This is a genomic window from Aeromonas sobria (assembly GCF_000820145.1).
Lineage (GTDB): Bacteria > Pseudomonadota > Gammaproteobacteria > Enterobacterales > Aeromonadaceae > Aeromonas > Aeromonas sobria.
The window spans coordinates 46,470-65,479 of record NZ_CDBW01000026.1; the positions used below are offsets into that span (position 1 = coordinate 46,470).

Sequence of the window (19,010 nt, forward strand, 5' to 3'; positions counted from 1 at the left end):
TATTATCCAATAATCAAATGAGCTAAGAAATCAATTAAAACCATACAGAACCTTCATTTTTCATATGCATTCAGATTTTTTCACAACCTCTGTGACTTTGAAAATGATATGATTATTTTTATTTTAAGGGCATACGCCATCCACATTTAAATTCAAGTACAGGATAGATGTCATATGGTTTTTAGAATGCGCGCGGTTCTTATAGGTGAAGCTCCTATCCTTGAGATGACGCTGAAATTAATATTTAAAGAATTTAAAGACCCAGACGTTGTACTTGATGTTGTTGGTCGCGCTGATAATGGGTGCGATGGCATAAAACTAATTCATGCATTGCGCCCAGGCCTTATTATAGTTGATGCTGATAAAATCTCCACAAATACATTTGAAATGTTCAAAAAAATAAAGGGCATCAGTGAAAATGCTAAAGTTGTTTTATTTAGCACATTAAACCCTGAACACCTAAAAAATCAACTTTTTGTAGTGGCGTTAGATAGACGAAACAGTATAGAAAAATGTATTAAGCAATTTAAACTGGCTCTCAGCACATCATTTTCACACCCAAAAAATAGGTTAATACAATCAAAGTATCATAACGCTATAAACAATCCATATTCTCTAGCCTTGTTATCCGCTCGTGAAACACTTGTATTGAAACACTTAGCGCTAGGTGAAAAGAATCATGAAATCGCAGAAAAATATAATTTGAGCCCCAAGACCATTAGTACATACAAATACAGAATTACTAAGAAGTTAGGCGCTCAAACTATTTTTGACCTCAGAGATTTCGCAATAATAAATAATTTAATATAATAAACTGAAACAGTCATTCATGGCGTTGTCGCCAAAATCGATGTGGCTTTAATGAAACTGACTGAGGGCACGACCAGTCAAGGTCAACTGTGATATTCATACAGTCACACCAACACTAGGAATGCTTAAATACTGGCTGAAGTCGTTCGCACACTCATTTTTAGCATTTACGGTTGCTCTTTATAATGATAATTTTTTAAATGTCAGCCATCTGAAATGAATATAACTACCAGTGGAGTAATTATGTTTACAGGTATAGTCAAGGCCGTCGCTAAAATTGTTAATGTGACAGATCTAAATGGAATTCGGACTTTTATTATAGATTTTCCAGAAGGTTTTTGTGATGACCTGGAAATTGGTGCAAGCATAGCTATCGATGGTGTGTGCTTGACGGTAACTGAAATACTCTCAGATACCCTAGTTAAGTTTGACGTGATGCTTCAAAGTCTTTTAATAACGACTTTGAGTCAGTATTTCCCGTACCAATTAGTTAATGCGGAGAGAGCTGCGAAAGATGGTACTGAAATCGGTGGCCACCCACTATCTGGTCATGTTGACTTTAATGTAGCCATCATCAAAGTTACGCAGATTGAAGATAACTATTGTATTCGTTTAGCGCTTCCAGATGCATGGAAAAGATATGTTTTCCCAAAAGGATACATAGCACTTAACGGAGCAAGTTTGACTGTTTTTGAGGTCAGTAAGCAAGACGGTTGGTTTGAGGTTTGGCTTATCCCTGAGACCCGTCGAATGACGAGTTTTGAATCAAAAGTTAGTGGTGACTTAATCAACATTGAAATCGAGCGTGGCACACAAGTTGTTGTCGATACGGTTCGTGACACATTAAACGAAAAACTGGGGCCGTTATTGCCTTTTTTTGAAGATCTTCTTTTGAAACAAGGTGTTGACTTAGATTCATTAGGTTACAAACAGGCGTTGTTGCCCAAATCAGCCAGCAAATCATGATTTCCCCAGCCCCAAGTGACCGTTACACTCGGGGCTTTCTGACAGGCAGACCAAGGGTGTTCAGTTTGTTTATCGCGCTCACATACGCCATCACTTCTCCCACTTGACCATTGTATTTTCGCAGGGTGATTTGGCCTGCCATTAACTGTTTGAACCGGAACATCGCTGTCTCTGCCAGCGAACGACGGTGATACCCCGATATCTTCTTCCAGTGCGCCAGCCCTTCCTTGCGCATCACCTGCACCGCCTCATTTCTCGGATGGACCTTTTTCCATAGCCCTGCGTTCTTGCGAGGCGGGATACACGCCGTCGCCCCTTTACGCGCAACCAACCGATGGCTGGCTTTGCTGTCATAGGCGCCATCCGCGTAAACACGCCCCAGCTTGCGACGCAGAGGATTGAGCAAGGTCGGCAACACCTCTGCGTCATGCACATTCTCCAGCGACACTTCTGCCGCCACGATATCGTGAGTCACCGGATCTACCGCCAGATGCAACTTGCGCCAGACTCGACGTTTCTCAGCGCCGTGTTTTCTGACTTTCCACTCACCCTCACCAAATACCTTGAGGCCCGTCGAATCGATAACCAAGCCTCTGATATGCCCCTTGACGGGTTGTCTATTGGCCACTTTCACCGTGCGAGCGCGCTTGCGGATACAGTTGTAGTCCGGTGCATACAGCGGTACGTTCATCAGCTCGAACAGGGAATCGAGTAGCCCCTGGGGCGTTCGCAGAGTGAGACTGAACAACCCCTTGAGCATCAAGACGGTGCAGATGGTCGTGGTGAAACCAGTTGCTCATGGTCTCGGCATCAAGCCAGACGGTGAGTAAGCCACGGTTAATCAGAGACTTGCTGTATTGAGGCCAGTTGGTGATGGGGTGAAGCGCTTTACCCATGATGCAGACTTGAGGGGGATGGTGGTGCTCAGATCACTGGGTTTTCAATTAGTTCCATTCAAGCTGCATCGATTTAGGAAACAACGCCTTACAAACATCAACAACTAACTGGAGCATTATATCAATTGAGTTTTTGCATTAAAGGTTCAAAGGAAGCTGATAGAGATAGGGCTCAAGTTCAGACCTAATAAACCGGAGTCTCCCCATCTGAATCGGAAGGTCTAGCGGTAACAAAAAACAGATAAGCTTGAATTTTATGCAATTGTTGATACTCAGTCTTAGGTCATTCATGACCAGTTAGCAGAGTGGCAACACTACTACTGGGACAGAGCACAAATACGCTCATGGGGGCAAAGGCCCCATGGAGCACTTTTTTAATTGATTCACTAAACACCATTCTCTGATGAAGTGGATAGCCACTACGCCCCAGAAAAAATCGAATTCGCGATTCCAATTACAGATTAGATTTACAGTTTAGTAAATTGAAATGATCACTATGAATCGTACACTCAACAACAGAGTTTCTAGAAAACCTAGGACGATGCAGGCAGACGAAACCGTGAGAAATGTGCCATGTAAACAGCGCTTTTTCGCATTGTGCTTCGGTTCCATAGTTTTTGAAAACTTAAACAGGCTGTAGCCTATCTGCATTTGGACGTTGTTTCTTGACCATGATTTCGCACTTCGATGACTGCGTATAAGATCAGTGTGGTTCGCGGTGACAGCTAATCATGGGTAATCAGAAGCAGCAATGTATCGGCTCAAGCAGTTTCTGGCGGGGAAATCGGTCTGCATAGCTACAACGACCAAGTGGGAGAGGTAATGGCGTAGACAATTGAATACCCTGAGCCTGCTTGTCAGAAGCCGTCACCTGGGACTGGGGAAATCATTACTTGATGGCAGATTTTGGCCACAACGCCGATCTATACTGATAGCGACAACAACAAATATCAAAGAGTAAGGAACTACATATGCAAAGCATAAAAGATAATGCTCTCACGAGGCTTGCCATATTCACATTTGTATTAGCAGCTTCTTTTCTTATTTTGAGTTCATTGATGTACAAAGCCTTTATCTCGGACACTGAAAAATGGATTCAGTCATCAGCAAAAAAGACATCAGACTCTATAGAGTCAATTCTTGACTATGGTGAGATGTCAAATATATCCGCTCTGAGAGTCAAAGGCCTGCCTTGCAAAGAGGCCGCATTAGAACTTAGACGTCTAGTGGCAGTAGTTCCATACATTAGGTCGGTTAATCTTGCAAAGAGTGATAGGATATACTGCACCTCAATATTCGGAGACAGTGATTTTAGAGATAGCAGAGAACATTATAAAGATGGTAAGCTATTGCTAATGCCAGGAAATAGAGTTCAAGCAAATCATCCGATAATAGCAATTAGAAATGAAGAAGGGGAAAGTGCTTCTATTAGTGGTATTGATAGTGTCTATTTCTCGAAGCTATTGGCTCAGCAGGAAGGGGACTATCTCCTTCTGTCTTTATATATCAATGATGAGTGGCTTACAGAAAACGGGTTGTTTTCACATATAAGCCCTAGCCAATATTTGGTTATGAGTCAGCATTCAAAATCAGATAAGTATCCCTTCACAGTATATGCTGGTTTAAAGTTCAGAACCACATTCGATGCCTTCTGGAAGGAAGACCAAAACTATATAATTAGTTTATTCATTCTTCTTTTATCTTTTGCAACAGTGATGTGGTGGCAATTGAATAGACCACGTTCATTTACATCTGAATTATCACGAGCATTGAAAAAGCACGAGTTCGTTCCATATGCACAACCGCTGGTTGATTCAGTGTCTAGGGAGATTATTGGAATAGAAATTTTGATGCGCTGGAAGCACCCAGTTCAAGGGTTAGTCAGGCCAGATTTGTTTATCCCACAGGCAGAAGAGTCAGGACTGATTGTTCCAATGACCGCATCCCTTCTCAAGGATACGGCCAATATATTAAAGCAGCACGTTCAGCTTATCCCTAAGGACTTCCATGTTGGAGTGAATATTACAGCTCAACATTGCAAGGGTATGAAGTTACTTTTTGATTCACAGGAATTCTTGGCTGAATTGAAAAGTTCCGGAGTTCATCTCGTTCTTGAATTAACCGAGAGACAGGAATTGGAAACCACAACTCATGTGTTAGAACTCTTCGCCAGACTTAACAATATGGGTGTATTGCTAGCTATTGATGACTTTGGAACTGGGCATTCTAGTCTGAGTTATCTTAAAGACTTTAAGGTTGGCTGTTTAAAAATTGATATGTCATTCATCAAGCAGATTGGTGAAGGTTCCATATCAGAGCATTTAATTGACAATATTATAGACTTAGGTAAACGACTATCACTGACATTAGTTGCAGAGGGGGTTGAAAATGAGGCGCAAGCCGATTTCCTTGAAGAAAAGGGTGTGACATATCTTCAGGGATATATGTTTGGAAAGCCAATGCCACTAAGCGATGCTTTGCTAAAGATCGCAAGGAACCAATAGTCTTGTAGTTAAGTGTAAAAAGCCCCTCCTACAATTGCATGGCACGGGATAAATAAACCTGCAAATAAATATAGGAGGGGAAGCTCGTTCAGGCTTAAATATAGGCTCTAGAAACCTATGATTAAATGTTAACTTATAAGTAGCAGTATGTAACCTGAAAAAAAATGAAAATACCTGAAATTTTATATTTCTCAGCTAGTCACGTAAGATTATCCATGGTTCATGAACTATGATTATGAGCTTGAATTATTGAGGATCAGTATACTGAAGTCTATCACTTGACTAGATGCACCACCTATATTAGGAGTATCATTAAAAATATCATGCTATACTTAGGCCGTGTTGATACGAGGTGCTTGCGATGATAAAAGTAGCGATGATAATGATATTACTAACTGTAAGCCTATCAGTTCAAGCTAGTAACATGACTAGATATTTAAACGAATCAGAGTTGCATAAGAAGATCGCTGATGTGTATGGTGAGCGCGCGGTCTTGAGAGTCAAATCATTTGCTCGAATTATGTCACCCAGAGTCGGGATTTCAGAGCGACAAAAGCTTACGCTAGTAAATAATTACTTCAATAACCTAACTTACAGTGAAGATAATTTTTTATGGGGGCAGAGCGACTATTGGGCGAATCCATTAGAATTCATCGGTGCCAAGGGGGGCGATTGTGAGGATTATAGCATTTCAAAATATTATGCACTGATGGAGTTAGGCGTTGATGAGAAGAAACTAAGAATGGCTTATGTTAAAGCTATAAAATACAATCAATTTCATATGGTAGTATTGTACTATGGGACGCCAAAATCAGACCCTTTAGTTCTTGATAACATCAAGGCTACAATATACACCGGTTCTCAGCGTATAGATCTGTTACCTGTTTATAGTTTTAATGCCAAAAGCCTGTGGATCATGAAATCTAGAAAAGAAGGCACCTTTTCAGGTTCATCTGAACGGTTGTCCAAGTGGAAGGATTTTCAAACACGATTTTCTGATGAGTATTTGAAAATCCCTCGAAAGACTTTATAGAATATAAAATTGTCTACATATCCGATAAGCATCAAGATAACATAAAATTGATGCATCCACGTTATAGTAAGTACTGTCGATGATATCTATTATGTGTATTTTGTGAAAGCAGGTGTGAACCAGAAACGAACGATTGTATCTGGCCCACATCATAATCTGGCAGTTATAAATCAAGGGCCTATAAGTGCAGCAAAAGCGTCAAATGTTGCAACGATGGTCTGTACTTTTGCTAACTCAGGCTGTACAGCTGTGCTGTCAGCAGCAGGATCTGCTCCCTAGGTGACAACAGAACCATCCTGTTTAAGTGCCGCAAAGGCAAGATAGGCACTAAAAATACTCTCTATATTAGTCAGCTGCGCTTGAACAGCACTACTATCGCCTCCGGAAGATGGATCTCCCCAAGTTATAACGGTACCATCTTGCTTGTTTTAGGGCTGCAAAAGCCAAACCTGTCGTATAGATCGTTTGAACATTTGTCAGTTGAGATTGTACAGCACTGCTGTCCCCCTCAGCCCCTATTCCCCAAGTGACGACCGTACCGTCTTGCTTCAGGGCTGCAAATGCGTTATTGGAACTAAAAAGTTGTTTTACATTCACCAACTGCGACTGTACTGCGCTACTATCTGCACCCGCAGCAGGATCGCCCCAGCTTACTACAGTGCCATCCTGCTTGAGAGCTGCTAATGCTTCACTAGAACCTACTATTTCACGCACATTGACCAGTTGAGCTTGCACCGCACTACTGTCACCCCCATTATCTGCATCTCCCCATGTAACGACTGTGCCATCAGACTTGAGAGCGGCAAACACATTTCCAATACTATAAATTTTCATCACATTGGTAAGTTGTGCTTGTACTGAACTGCTATCCCCCCCCAGCAATTGGATCGCCCCACGTTACAACCGTCCCATCTTGTTTTACTGCTGCAAAGGCCCCATTTTTTGCTGAAATGATCTTCGTAACATTTACCAGCTGTGATTGTACTAAGCTACTATCACCGCCAGAATTCGTATTTCCCCAAGTAACGACACTCCCATCACCTTTGAGGGCTGCAAATGCATAGTTTGTGCTTACAATTTCTTGCACATTTGTTAGTTGACTCTGAACAGAACTACTATCACCACCACTAGTTAAATCACCCCACGTAACAACAGTGCCATCGCTCCTCATTGCAGCAAACGCACGAAGGTTACCTGTGATCTCATCTACATTACTAAGTTGAGGCTGTACAGCGCTGCTGTCGCCGCCATAATTCATATCGCCCCAAGTAACAACTGAGCCATCTTGCTTTACCGCAGCGAATGCGTACTCATTGCTAAAAAGCTTCGCGATACCAAATAGCTGCGATTGTACTGCCGTGCTATCGCCACCATCATTCTGATCACCCCAGGTAACGACAGTACCTTCCGCTGTTACGGTTAAGCTAGCGCTTGCATTTTTATCCAAAAAGGTAGCTGTTATAGTTATCATGCCCTTATCAAGGGCCTTTGCAAGGCCACTAGCGTTTATGGTTGCAATATTTAGAGCACTGCTCGTCCATGATGCAAGTGCCGTCACATCCATAATAGTGCCATTACTGTATGTGCCCTGAACTGTGTAAACTTGACTAGCACCTTCTGGTATTGTGGCTGTGGCAGGACTGAGCAATATCCCAGTCAAGGCAGCTTCTTCTACTTGTAATGGACGCTCACCTCTCAGACCATCTCAATACCTTGAACTCAGCCTGTATAGCCTGCTGTTATATTGCTATTGGCTAAGGCTGGATAATCTGCTTTCATTTTACCAAAATAGTTATATCCTGCCTCTAATGCTAACCAATCGCTGAGCTCGTAGCCAGCAAACACCCCACCGCCAAGAGCATCGTTATCGCATGCCAGCCGATGGCTTTCGCATGCATTTGTGCCATGAACCCACCCCGTTTTGGCTCCTATATAAAAGTTTTCATTTGCCAAGGCTGACATCGGCGACATTATGAATGTGCAGAACAATGCAATGTGTGTGTTTTTTTCATTTTCAAGCATTCCACATATGAATTTTTTAAAATTATTTGCATTTAAATATAGCTGTGTATTTATGTAACATCAACCTCAAGAGCATGTTTCTTTCTTACTTGCCACCTCGTAATTCACCCAGAATTTTCTCTAAATATTGTGACATTTCCAATGCGAATTTTATAATGAAAACTCATGACCACCTCCGACTCGCTGTCAGCTAACAAGTTGATATTTAAGGGCATTTAATTTCAAAACATTTCACTTCATGTTTAACTACCGCATGATGCAATCTTAACCTCACCCAAGGATGGTTGACGCACTGGGTGTCACTCAGTGACAAGCTCGTTATTTAGCAACGGATAAACGGATAATTGTTGTTTTACGTTAAACAAACTGAGGCTTTTTGACATGATAAAAAATAAATGTGGAACTATATTCGTGCTCGGTACACTGTCTTTGTTGACCGCATGTGTTCCATTTAAAAAGCTAGAGAATGAATCGGATATCCATAACAAAATTGGTGGTAGCTGGACCGTAATGCATGATGGTCATAGAAAAATTGAGAATATAACACCACCGGCATTCATTGAATTCAATGAGAATAATAATATATCAGGTTTTGATGGCTGTAATAAATTCAGTGGAACTTACAGAATGGATTATGGTGTGCTGAAGGCGTCAATAAAGTCTAGTCGTATGGCATGCAACAACTCGATAGTGAAAGAAGTTAGCAACAACATGCATTTTTTGCTGAAAAATGGTGCCAGAGTTGTTTCTATCGATTTTATGGGTGCAAAAGCAATTCAGTTAGCCAATAAAGATAATAATGTAGAGTTAAGATTTGGAAGAACAGAGCAACTCAACAAAGATAAGAATAACTAATACTTTATTTTTTTCAAAAGCATGGTCTTTAAATCATGGGGGATTCATTGTCAAAAAATACAACCATTAGTGGTGTACACATACCAGATGATGTCTACGTTTATTCAAATCGAAAGAATTACATTAGTTATTTTTATATAAATAATAATGGGTTTCTCTATGTGTTTGACAAGGATGTAGTAAAGCTACAGTCTTTATGCAAGTCTAAACTTAAGGTGTATATAAATAAAGAGTTTTCAGTTTATACAAAAATTGCGAAGGATAAAATCTTGTTAAGAGGGTTGATGTTTAATACTGCGCTGGTAGAAACAGCTTGGGGATATGAACAATATTATGAGAACATGTAAATATGGTTATCGAATTTCAGAAAATTGAAACATTTTTTGTATAATGAAGAGGTCCAGCTTCCAGGAAGTAGCCCTGTCACACCTTGTTATAACTAAGTGTGCCACCCCATTATATTAAATATAAAATTAAGGATGTGTTATGTTGAGGATTATTGGAACAAGCATTTTTTTGTTATCGGCCAGCCAGGCCTATGGTAATCTGGATATTGGCTGTAAGGCTCGTCATCAAGCTGTAACTGAATAGCTAACATTTGCTAAAGCACACCATAACAATGATCAAGTCGTTGGGTTGGAACAGGCATTACGCAATATAGAATTACACTGTACAAATGCAAATTTACTCGAAGAGCTGCAAGTGAAAATATATGAGCAAAGTGAGCGGGTGCAGGAGCGTCGTCTAAATAGCTGTTCCGAATAGTAGGTCACGGTACTCGTACCGCTTCTACAGGTGACATGGAGCACACATCGTCACTGAGCCTTGTCACTTCAGGCTTTGCCGTCAGATTGCACAAATTCCTTACACCACAAGGCTTCCGGCAAGATGTAGCACTATTAGGATCAGTTATTTAGAGTTTAAACAAGCGCAGCAATCTAGTAATGTAGATAAAGCTGCCAAAAAACAAAATAAATTGAACGACGCTGAATTCAAGTTAAAGATGCTCCAGGATGAATTAGTTGCGTTAAATACCATGATTGATTTGTGAAAAAAATGGGCGTTGTTGACTAAATCTGGAACTTTCAGCGCATCAGGGGATCTGATCATCTGAGTCAACCAACCGGCGTTAATGGGGTGATCGCCCCCCCAAAAAGGCTATGTCCCAATTACGTGTTGCATGGGGGGCCCAGCGCCTCATGCAAACTCGCTTTGATATTTACGCCCCTTCCGTAACGATCCAACATCCTGCGCCAACCCAGGTAGTTCTTCAGGTCGTGCGTCGCCACGCCATGGAACCGCTCCATCCACTCTTTCAACCGATGGTGATACGCACCAACCACCCGTTTGCCTTGGCGATTGTGCACTACCTGATGGGTTACGCCCTGCGCTTGGCTAAAACTGGCATACACACCCTCACCATCGCTACACAGTACTGCATCCGGTGACACCAGCGGCTTCGAAACCGCGATGACCGCCTCGGCATTTATCTTCTCCAGCTGAAAAGCTGGCGTTGATAGCGGAACCAGCCAGCGAATTCCATCAGGGATAGAGGAAGTAGCCTCGATCAAAATCCGGATCTATGGCTGCAATCTTCACCTGACTCACTTTTTATGGATTGAGGGCTTGGCAAACTGAGGCGACCATCTATGTTTCCAAAATCTGCCATCACGGCACAACTTCCTCTGCCTCCAGTGACAGTTACTTCTGAGGCTCTACCACAGGCAGACAAAAGGCTTATCGCTCCCCACCTGACTGCTGTAGTTACGCAAGCTTGCGGTGATTAAACGATCAATGTAACCTGTCGTAGTAAGACACAGTTACTATAATTACTATAATTATGGTCAAATCAGAGCGTAAGATGAAAAAAATAGTCTTTGATAAATTCTCTCGCACACTATCACGAGATGAGGTTAAAAAGAAAATTGGAAATAAAGATGCTCTTGTCTTAGAGTTTCTATTTATTTCCGGGCCTGGCGGGGCGACAAAAAGTGACATTCTTGCATATGCTTGGCAAGGTCTTGTTGTAACTGATGCTTCATTGTCAAAGAGCATCTCTACTCTTCGCTCCGTATTGACAGAACTTAATCCAGATGAAGATATAATTATAACCATTCCCAGAGTTGGTTATAAAATTGATCAAGATAAGATTTCCCTTCCTAACTCTATAAAAGATGATTCATTTAGCATTGAAAATGCTGAATTGAAAGTTGAAAAATTCAAACCTAAAAAATCACTTATAAAGAACCTTACAAAAGTAATTATATCGATGATTTCTATAACACTTTTCATTTTATATACCTATGAACTTGTTGTTTCAGCACCTTACGTGAAACAGAACTTCATGTCCTCATTACTTGTTAAGGAAACATTGAACAATAAAAACATTATATTATCTCCCCGAGGTGTTGATAAAAGTCACTTCATAAATAAAATAGCAAAGATAAATTGTGAGTGTCTGTTCATGTTATATTCCAATGACCGCAATGATTTTTTTTCCATATATTTGACAAAGGAAGGTCGAGCGATAAATGTCGTTTTAAAGAAGGGCGAGGATTTCAATGTCGAAGACTTCATCAGGACTGAAGTAAAAATTGGTAGTGGTGATTTACATGATTAAATATTGGTTTTTGTTATTTTTTTCTGTAATTTATTCTTTCTTTGTAGAATATATTACTCTTGACACACCATTTCCGGAAGGTGTGTATACTGGGTCTCGCTATCGGATTTCAAGTGAGGAGCCAAATGCAAAAATTTCAACGAAAATTGAGGTGTCACAAAATGGATCTGTAAGACAAAAAATCACACTTAAAGATGATAGTATTGATTCATATGCTGCTTTTGAATTCAAGGGAAATCTTGAAAGCTGTAAATATAATTCATGTGAATACTTCAGGACTGGAGACGCCCTTTTAAAATCAGAAATACATCAGCCAATATTTGACAGCAAATACTTAGAGCTTTTATCTAAATCAAAAGGCAAAGAAACATGGCATTCACCGGTTGAAGTGATATTTAAAAATGAAGATGTAGTAGTGCTGTTCGATGTGGATAACAAAATTCCATATTTATATGCTGTCAGTAAGAAAGATGGGGCTATATCAGAGTAGTCCCCCTCAAATTCACAGTCTGTAAGGTTGTAAACTATATAGGGGATTAATAATAAAATAGCTGATGAGTTATAATTTTTCTCCTGCTAAATTACTAAGCCATTACTCGACATTGTTAGGTTTGTACCGTTGTGAAGATCTGATCATAATAGTGCTACACCTTTGATATTTCATAACCGCTCTCGGGGGTATCCTGTATTTATTTACATTCGTTTAAGCAGCCTTCGGATGTAAACGATACGCCACTTATACCCAAAGCAGTATCTGACAAGAGTTGCATGACCTCTACTTTTGAATGCCCCTAAAAATGGGGGGATTACCCCATGCCAGCTCAACACCGACCACGCCATCTGTATCCCCCTGATATTAAAAGGGATTTTCAGTCTCCCTTTGGGGATGCTCAACCAGTTATCGGGGGTCGTTCTCAATAATTATCATTCTGTCAGGTGTAATTAATCGCTCTTGGTAGTAAATAAATTTTTTACAAACTCATATTTATGAGTCCGCTCTTAGGCGCGAATGCAACCAGATTTTCATTACTTCCACCAAATATCTATCATTTCTACTTTTATAAAACGATTTAATGAGGAACGTTTTTTTCAAAGAAGATTAATCCTTTATGAAGGGGATTAATTTATAAATGATGTAATTATATTCGATTTTAAAGAAAGGAATGAATGTGCAGTATCAAACTGGTTTATCTTCGCTGCGTAGCAGCGGAATGTTTAAAAAATCTTTTGTTCTCATAATTAGTAAATGGACAGTTTTTCGAACTTTTCAAGTGGGGTAAATGAAATAAATTTCAAAAAAGATGAGATTGGTTGTTTTTGAACCGTTCTCGCGGGGATTAGCCTATCAGATTACCTCGATTTAGGTGCACACCCCATGCTGGATTCGTCCTACAAGTACTATCACTGCCTGAGCCCCTAAAGCTGTCAACAGCACCTCTGCTGGCCGTTTACCACCTAGGCCCCAGGCGGTGCGGTTTAACCACGACAGTGTCTTGACGGTATCGTTCCTGTGAAAGGCGAGCACCGCATCGAGAGCCTGTGCAACTCCGTATACCCTGGCACCCTGCGATATTGATAGAGGAGCCCCAATCCTAACTTTGCGAGCAACAGTGCTCCGGCTAATGCCTGCTAAGCGGCATATCAAAACTGCATCGGTACTCATCAATTCAGCCAGTCGATGAATGATGCCAGGCGCAACGCCAGCAACAATCCATAGATGTGCCCCCAACGGGTCACTCGGTATGCCAAGAGAGTCAAATATTGTCTTAGTAGAGGCCATAGCCTTACCTGGATGATAACTGGCATAGGACATAGTCTATCCCCTGAATTTGCAATGCGTTATTACTGCATCCTATCTGTTCCCTGTGGCGGTGGCGAGGGGTATGAGGACTGTGTTGGATGAGGCACTGAATACAGAGGTTGAAGCGCCCCACGCGGGCAGCATCAACTTTTTGTGAATCTCTGGGCATAATTCTATACGGGGCCTTTATGAGACCCTGTTTCTGATGTATTGACTATGTTCAAACCATGCTCGCTAGCGCCACTTATTAAGGATAATGTTATGAGCAAAGAACCGTCCGTATATGAACTGAAACAGACTTGGGGGCTCCCTGCTCACGCAAAGATGCTGGGATGGCTACTGCATGACCCCTACAAGGACGAATTCCTCGTTAAGTACGCATCAAATTCTGATATGACGGGTATGTGGTGGGGGTTGAGTCCTGAAACCGCAAAAACTTTTAAAACGCTAAAGAAGGCAACTGCCGTCCTTGAATCATTGGAGCTTGCAGGACGAGCGGTTGTAGCCCCAGCTTTTGATATAGGAAAGCAGATCATCGTTCTCACGGATGATATTGGTGCTGAAAACCCGCTTAGGAACGTGACTCGTTTAATTGAAGAAGCGAAACGTGATGATGCTAATGACTAAGCATCAGGTTGAGAGAAAACTATATGACCATCAATTTTGATTATCGTTGTGGCATCTTAGAGGCTGCCGACACAAAAACTGGCCGAGAATGGTGTTGGTATAAGGGCGATCCCGAGGTTACCAGAACTGAAAATGGCGAGTTATTGAGTTCGATAGGTGTTCCTATCGGTGCCACTGTTGTCGAGGTGAAAGCTCTCATTCGCATGGATACCAAAAAGTAACTAAAAACAGGTTGCACCATATATAGTCAGTCCGCGTATGATAACTCCTATTCTCATCAGATTAGGAGCTTAGCATGCTCGTAAAAGAAATTGTGCCAACAGAACAGGTCGTTGACATTCTCTGTGATGTCTGTGGTCGTAGTACAAAAACGAATTTTGGAACCAACCAATACGGCTCGTTATCGGCGGATTTTGGCTATGGTTCCCGTCATGATGGTGAACGTTACAAGGTGCATCTTTGTGAAATGTGCTTTTTCGGTACACTCGCAACAGTGAGGGAGATGCATCGTGGAGATCATATGTGTGACGATGACTATGAGGCTGCAAATCCAGAAACATTTGGGCGTGATTATTCTAATAGGGAAATAATATAAATAATATGCTCCCATACCCTAGTTTGTGTGGAGAGAAATTATTTCCTATCATCGACTCATTCTGTGAGCCAATGATATTGCCCTATCGGCTCATTTCGTGAGCCGATCAAGATCGTTCATCGGCTCATCTGGTGAGGTGGTCTCAACGCTCACTACCACCTAGATTTAATTTTTGGCTACATAGTTTCATATAAGATTGGAGCTTGGTCACCAAGCGACTCCAAACGCGATTTCGCTCACGTCTTTTTGAATAATGCTATTTCTATAATCGTCTTGGTGCTAAAAACAGTGGTGCTAATGCTGGGGTTGAGAGATAATTTCATTGATATAAAAATGTGATACCTGAGGATAAAAATGAACGATTTTTTGAAAACTCTGTTGAATATCCGTAGTCTGCGTGCTGCATTGCGCGAGCTCTCTTTCGAGCAGCTGGTCGAAATCAGAGAAAAATTCGAAGAGATTTTTGCTGAGCGTGAGCAGCAAGAGAGCAAATTGAGAGAAGAGTCCGCTGAACGCCTGCAAAAACTGGCTGAGTTTACCGAGCTGCTGAAACAAGCGGGCATAGATCCGAGTGAGCTTGTTGGTACTGCAACCACTGCAAAAGCAGAGGGTACAGTAAAGAGCAAGCGCGCTCCTCGTCCTGCAAAGTATCGCTACACCGAGGATGGTCAGGAGAAGACCTGGACTGGCCAAGGTCGCATGCCCAAGGCCATCGCAGAAGCAGTTGCGGCTGGAAAAGCACTGGATGACTTCTTGATCTAATGCGCAGAGCCCATGCCTGCTCGGCGTGGGCCTTTAATTCTATCTGTAGTAGGAGCACCGTATGGGGAGGACATTGGAGGATTTGATTTCATCCGAATCACCCGAGGTTGTCCAGAGAGCCAAGGAGCATGCCGAAGAGCTGCGAGTTCATATCGCTGTGACCAAATTGCTTTCAAATCTCGGTGCAGGTGATGTTCCTGAAATTGATCCCGATGTTCTAAATAGTTTATTGTCGCTCAAAAGGTCTGTTGAGAGTAATGACTGTCGGCTAAGTTTATTCGTCCATATGCCAGATGGTACGCATCATGGCGTCAACATTTAGTTGTTTTTATAATCCATCATGGATTAAACAGTTTCATACGGACAGCACCTTACAAAGCAATCCGAGCTATTGCTTTCTGAACCAGCCTAACAGAATGTGTCATTATTCCTAGTCAGACATAGAGGTGTAGCAGGTCTGACGCAGAGCATCAATAGTCGTTGACTCCATCGACACAACAGACATAACACTAACAGCAATGCTGTTAATAATTTTCTCTCTTGGGCCCTTGCGCCAACTATCGCTTTGGTAAAAGGCATCAAGAGATTTTTCCCTATGCTCAGGGTTATCAAAAGCTCGAACCAAAACATAGCTGTCTGGATCATGTTGCGACTGACCATAAGTGACTACATCAATTCCAGCGGCCTGATGCAAAGGAACGCTGATACTTCGCATGATCTGATGAAATCCATTACCTGCACTTGGCTGTAAAGTGTACTGGAGAAACTCGACCGTTCTCATTAAAGATCCTTCATATCAACTTAAATAGATACGGATACTGTACATGAGGCTTCTCAAAAATACATTTAAAGGTGAGATGCCCGTAGGGATTACCGCAGCTTGCGCTGCATGGGGCCACACCCAAGAGAATGCCATCTTATCTGCTCACTCATATGCCTGACGGCACTCATCATGGCGTCAAAATTTAATTTATGCGCTTTATTAGTTCGTCAATAGAGGCTCTAATCCACCAAATTAAAACAACTCCCGCAGGGAGAGTCCAAACAATTTAACAGATAGAGTCTTTTCAGACTCCCACAGTGGAGCCAATATGGCCCCAGTGGATCTGATAGCGTGTATTGCGTCCGCCACCAGGTAATTTCTCAATGCACCCCTTATCCACCAATTGCGCAAGATGGCGTGTAGCGGTCGCTTTGCTTACTCCGGCCACTTTTTGATACTGGCTTGCATTGATGCCATTTTCAAAACCCTGTTCGCCGCCATCCAGTAAACGATTCAGCACTTTGGTTTGCTCTGGACTCAGATCGTCATTACAGTGCCGCAACCAGAAAAATGTCTTGGCGAGAGAACGATCAATAACCTGTAATGCCAGCTCTATGGAGTAATCCAGTGTGTCGAGGAACCAACAGATCCAGGAGGTAATATCTAGCGAGCCCCTCTGCGCTGACTCAAGCGCTCGATAGTAGTCACCCCGCAGCTCTAGAATGGCAACTGACATGGCATACAGCCGGATGCTGTGGCTGTCAGCCTGTGACAGCGCGAGGTCGGTCAGTGCCCGCGCTAACCGCCCATTGCCATCATCAACGGGATGCAGCGTCACGAACCAGAAATGGCAGATCGCCGCACGAAGCAGTGGATCCATCGTGGGGTCATGCTGAGTCTGGTTAAACCAGGGGATGAACTCGGCCAGTTGATCGTCCAGAGCGGCTCTGGGCGGTGCCTCAAAATGCACGGTAGGGCGATCAACACGCCCAGAGACAACCAGCATCGGCTCATCTCCTCGCAACTGCCCTACGTTCATTGGCTGTACCGACCATTCGTTGACAGGGAACAGCCAACGATGCCATTGGTAAAGTCGTTCAATTGTCAGTGGTTGTTCATGGTTGTCGATGGCATCCAGCATCATGGCCGCGAGCCCCTCTGAGCGCTCTGATACTGGATAGGACTGAGTTTGTGAGCTCCCTAACCGCCTAGCCAGGGAAGATCGCACGGATTGGGCATTGAGACGTTCGCCTTCGATAGCGGACGAGGCGATGATGTTAGCCAATAACGTGTCCAACGTTTGGTCGGGGTTCCCCAACCTGGAATGACTACCGATTAGAATTCCCTGTCTGCGTTGAACCTGCCGTAATCTGGGCAATATCTCGCTATCCCGCCAACGAAAATGGGGCCAATCTGCTTGTTGCCAAATCCAAAATGGTTCCATTATTTCCTCATCCAACATGCTAGGGTCTCAAGAATGAGCCGACCCAGCCCATCATTCGGCTCAATGTTTGAGCCGAATATAACACATGCAGCAGACCAGCAGAGCTGGTAATGAGGATGGGGATACAGGCTGAAAATCTCAGACAGGAGCTGACGAAAAACTGGATTTATTGCTGCTGTGTGGTGCTATAGCAACCAGTAGATAGACAAGGCGGGAGTTCGTTTTCGTTTCGAATGGTTCTTGTGAGCTTGCAGCTTGCGCTGCATGAAGCCACGCACACGCAGATGCCGTCTGGTCTGCTTATTCATATGCCTGAAGGCACTCACTATGCCGTCACTGTGAATAATTATAGGGAAATTTAGTTTTATCTGGGTTAAGAGATAATTATTTGGCAAATATATCTATGGCAGCAAATCGCGAATGTCACACCCCATAACCCTGGCAAGACGATAAGCCTTTTCCAGGGTGACATTGACCTCACCACGCTCAATTCGTCCTACGTAGCTTCTATCAATTTCGGCCGCATATGCGAGTGCATCTTGCGATACGCCCAATTGAAGCCGTCTATCACGTACAGCATCACCAAATTTTTTTGCTAGCTCTTGCATGTCTCGCCTCTCGCTGGCGAGCACTATCTCTGGTTGTCTGGCTAACAACCACGGATTATAATCCTCAACCGAGTTTAGATTTCCACTAAATGTTTTCGTTCGAGGCCCAGGATTACTTATGAGCTCCCAGACCGTGTGGTTACCAACCGCGCTCTACACCGCACTCATTCGATGGCAGATGGATGACTTCACTGCGACAGGATTTGTAAATGCCATTTTTGGTGACAAAGCAGAATCGCAGATACGTCAGCGGCGTTATACCTTCATTTATCGGCATCTGATCAAGCTCGTAAATCAGGGACTTCTAAAAAGGAAGACAGTTGATGATGGGAGGCGCTTTTCTCATTTCATCAGGACTCCCAAGTTCGATGAAGTGCATTTCAAGGAGGAATTTATTGGGCCTTGTGCGCTTGTAACGGAATCGGGTAAGGAGCGTAAGTCGGAAACGTATGAATCCGTCCTGGAAGGACTGATCGCGAGAGCACAGCACTACCGTAAGGGGTTGCAGGAATGTGATTCAATGCTCGCTGAGTACCAGCAATTAAGAGTGGACTTCTCCATATTGGATCCAGCGATTGAAAGGGCCATCAACAATACCGTTGCAGAGAAACGCGATTTGCGGGGCAGGCTGGAGGCCGTGGAGAGGCTTTTGAGGGGGTTGATTGCGTTTAGAAGTGCCTCTTGATGAACGGCCAGAATCGATA

General features: G+C 42.8%; 20 protein-coding genes and 5 pseudogenes. 14 read left to right on the forward strand and 11 right to left on the reverse strand.

What is annotated here, in order from left to right; all coding sequences use genetic code 11:
• Positions 1–186: 186 nt before the first annotated feature.
• Together BN1135_RS21190 and BN1135_RS12525 are read left to right on the forward strand one after the other, a co-directional pair.
• Positions 187–810: a LuxR C-terminal-related transcriptional regulator gene (locus BN1135_RS21190; RefSeq protein ID WP_175479128.1), complete on the forward strand. Its 624-nt coding sequence runs from the start codon at positions 187–189 to the stop codon at positions 808–810.
• A gap of 243 nt (positions 811–1,053) precedes the next feature.
• Positions 1,054–1,776 (forward strand): riboflavin synthase, encoded by a 723-nt coding sequence (locus tag BN1135_RS12525; RefSeq protein WP_042021543.1) that lies wholly within the window; start codon positions 1,054–1,056, stop codon positions 1,774–1,776.
• Between the two features lie 22 nt (positions 1,777–1,798).
• On the opposite strand, the pseudogene BN1135_RS12530 reads toward BN1135_RS12525, so the two are convergent.
• Both BN1135_RS12530 and BN1135_RS22660 read right to left on the reverse strand, forming a co-directional pair.
• Positions 1,799–2,672: pseudogene (locus BN1135_RS12530) on the reverse strand (IS5 family transposase).
• 547 nt (positions 2,673–3,219) lie between these two features.
• A pseudogene (locus BN1135_RS22660) lies at positions 3,220–3,323 on the reverse strand (IS1595 family transposase); the annotation flags it as partial.
• A 320-nt stretch (positions 3,324–3,643) separates the two neighbouring features.
• Here BN1135_RS22660 and BN1135_RS12535 point away from each other — a divergent pair.
• Both BN1135_RS12535 and BN1135_RS12540 read left to right on the forward strand, forming a co-directional pair.
• Positions 3,644–5,176, forward strand: coding sequence for an EAL domain-containing protein (locus BN1135_RS12535; RefSeq protein ID WP_071287645.1), 1,533 nt, complete (start codon positions 3,644–3,646; stop codon positions 5,174–5,176).
• A gap of 361 nt (positions 5,177–5,537) precedes the next feature.
• On the forward strand, positions 5,538–6,209 hold the full coding sequence (locus tag BN1135_RS12540) for a transglutaminase-like cysteine peptidase (RefSeq protein WP_042021545.1): 672 nt from the start codon (positions 5,538–5,540) through the stop codon (positions 6,207–6,209).
• A gap of 372 nt (positions 6,210–6,581) precedes the next feature.
• Here the strand turns inward: BN1135_RS12540 and BN1135_RS22160 are convergent, their stop codons facing one another.
• Genes BN1135_RS22160 through BN1135_RS21630 form a run of 3 tightly spaced genes read right to left on the reverse strand, consistent with a single transcriptional unit; the run spans position 6,582 to position 8,231 of the window.
• Positions 6,582–7,043 carry an RCC1 domain-containing protein gene (locus tag BN1135_RS22160; RefSeq protein WP_139245256.1) on the reverse strand — a complete coding sequence of 154 codons (462 nt, stop codon included), beginning with the start codon at positions 7,041–7,043 and terminating at the stop codon, positions 6,582–6,584.
• 31 nt (positions 7,044–7,074) lie between these two features.
• Complete coding sequence (locus BN1135_RS21195) at positions 7,075–7,869, reverse strand: Ig-like domain-containing protein (RefSeq protein ID WP_139245257.1); 795 nt, start codon at positions 7,867–7,869, stop codon at positions 7,075–7,077.
• Positions 7,870–7,928: 59 nt separating this feature from the next.
• Complete coding sequence (locus BN1135_RS21630; protein ID WP_082186789.1) at positions 7,929–8,231, reverse strand: outer membrane beta-barrel protein; 303 nt, start codon at positions 8,229–8,231, stop codon at positions 7,929–7,931.
• Between the two features lie 411 nt (positions 8,232–8,642).
• On the opposite strand from BN1135_RS21630, the gene BN1135_RS21635 reads away from it, so the two are divergent.
• Entirely contained in the window at positions 8,643–9,086 is a 444-nt protein-coding gene (locus BN1135_RS21635) for an META domain-containing protein (RefSeq protein ID WP_175479121.1), read from the forward strand.
• 603 nt (positions 9,087–9,689) lie between these two features.
• Positions 9,690–9,851: pseudogene (locus BN1135_RS22630) on the forward strand (DUF1090 family protein); the annotation flags it as partial.
• 393 nt (positions 9,852–10,244) lie between these two features.
• Here the strand turns inward: BN1135_RS22630 and BN1135_RS12560 are convergent.
• Positions 10,245–10,591 (reverse strand): annotated as a pseudogene (locus BN1135_RS12560) (IS1595 family transposase); the annotation flags it as partial.
• A 356-nt stretch (positions 10,592–10,947) separates the two neighbouring features.
• Here BN1135_RS12560 and BN1135_RS12565 point away from each other — a divergent pair.
• Together BN1135_RS12565 and BN1135_RS22165 are read left to right on the forward strand one after the other, a co-directional pair.
• On the forward strand, positions 10,948–11,706 hold the full coding sequence (locus BN1135_RS12565) for a winged helix-turn-helix domain-containing protein (protein ID WP_042021553.1): 759 nt from the start codon (positions 10,948–10,950) through the stop codon (positions 11,704–11,706).
• Complete coding sequence (locus BN1135_RS22165) at positions 11,699–12,196, forward strand: hypothetical protein (RefSeq protein WP_139245258.1); 498 nt, start codon at positions 11,699–11,701, stop codon at positions 12,194–12,196. The genes BN1135_RS12565 and BN1135_RS22165 overlap by 8 nt, the downstream gene beginning before the upstream one ends.
• An 870-nt stretch (positions 12,197–13,066) precedes the next feature.
• On the opposite strand, the gene BN1135_RS12570 is transcribed toward BN1135_RS22165, so the two are convergent.
• Positions 13,067–13,519, reverse strand: coding sequence for an antitoxin Xre/MbcA/ParS toxin-binding domain-containing protein (locus BN1135_RS12570; RefSeq protein ID WP_042021554.1), 453 nt, complete (start codon positions 13,517–13,519; stop codon positions 13,067–13,069).
• A gap of 249 nt (positions 13,520–13,768) precedes the next feature.
• Between BN1135_RS12570 and BN1135_RS12575 the strand changes: the two genes are divergently transcribed.
• From BN1135_RS12575 to BN1135_RS12590, 5 genes are all read left to right on the forward strand, one after another.
• Positions 13,769–14,134 carry a hypothetical protein gene (locus BN1135_RS12575; protein WP_042021557.1) on the forward strand — a complete coding sequence of 122 codons (366 nt, stop codon included), beginning with the start codon at positions 13,769–13,771 and terminating at the stop codon, positions 14,132–14,134.
• Positions 14,135–14,157: 23 nt separating this feature from the next.
• Entirely contained in the window at positions 14,158–14,355 is a 198-nt protein-coding gene (locus BN1135_RS12580; RefSeq protein ID WP_042021560.1) for a hypothetical protein, read from the forward strand.
• Between the two features lie 74 nt (positions 14,356–14,429).
• Positions 14,430–14,729: a hypothetical protein gene (locus BN1135_RS21645; RefSeq protein WP_082186791.1), complete on the forward strand. Its 300-nt coding sequence runs from the start codon at positions 14,430–14,432 to the stop codon at positions 14,727–14,729.
• Positions 14,730–15,083: 354 nt separating this feature from the next.
• On the forward strand, positions 15,084–15,491 hold the full coding sequence (locus BN1135_RS12585; protein ID WP_042021562.1) for an H-NS family histone-like protein: 408 nt from the start codon (positions 15,084–15,086) through the stop codon (positions 15,489–15,491).
• Positions 15,492–15,552: 61 nt separating this feature from the next.
• Complete coding sequence (locus BN1135_RS12590) at positions 15,553–15,813, forward strand: hypothetical protein (protein ID WP_042021563.1); 261 nt, start codon at positions 15,553–15,555, stop codon at positions 15,811–15,813.
• Between the two features lie 108 nt (positions 15,814–15,921).
• On the opposite strand, the gene BN1135_RS12595 is transcribed toward BN1135_RS12590, so the two are convergent.
• The 4 genes and pseudogenes from BN1135_RS12595 to BN1135_RS21655 all read right to left on the reverse strand — a co-directional run bounded on the left by BN1135_RS12595 (position 15,922) and on the right by BN1135_RS21655 (position 18,306).
• Positions 15,922–16,272 carry an NIPSNAP family protein gene (locus tag BN1135_RS12595; RefSeq protein WP_042010601.1) on the reverse strand — a complete coding sequence of 117 codons (351 nt, stop codon included), beginning with the start codon at positions 16,270–16,272 and terminating at the stop codon, positions 15,922–15,924.
• 286 nt (positions 16,273–16,558) lie between these two features.
• Entirely contained in the window at positions 16,559–17,398 is an 840-nt protein-coding gene (locus BN1135_RS12600; RefSeq protein WP_223290132.1) for a Fic family protein, read from the reverse strand.
• 66 nt (positions 17,399–17,464) lie between these two features.
• Positions 17,465–17,716 (reverse strand): annotated as a pseudogene (locus tag BN1135_RS22450) (DUF4172 domain-containing protein); the annotation flags it as partial.
• Positions 17,717–18,099: 383 nt separating this feature from the next.
• Entirely contained in the window at positions 18,100–18,306 is a 207-nt protein-coding gene (locus BN1135_RS21655; protein WP_005895552.1) for a helix-turn-helix domain-containing protein, read from the reverse strand.
• 118 nt (positions 18,307–18,424) lie between these two features.
• Between BN1135_RS21655 and BN1135_RS12605 the strand changes: the two genes are divergently transcribed.
• Positions 18,425–18,991, forward strand: a complete 567-nt coding sequence (locus BN1135_RS12605) for a hypothetical protein (RefSeq protein ID WP_042010600.1) — start codon at positions 18,425–18,427, stop codon at positions 18,989–18,991.
• Positions 18,992–19,010: the final 19 nt, after the last annotated feature.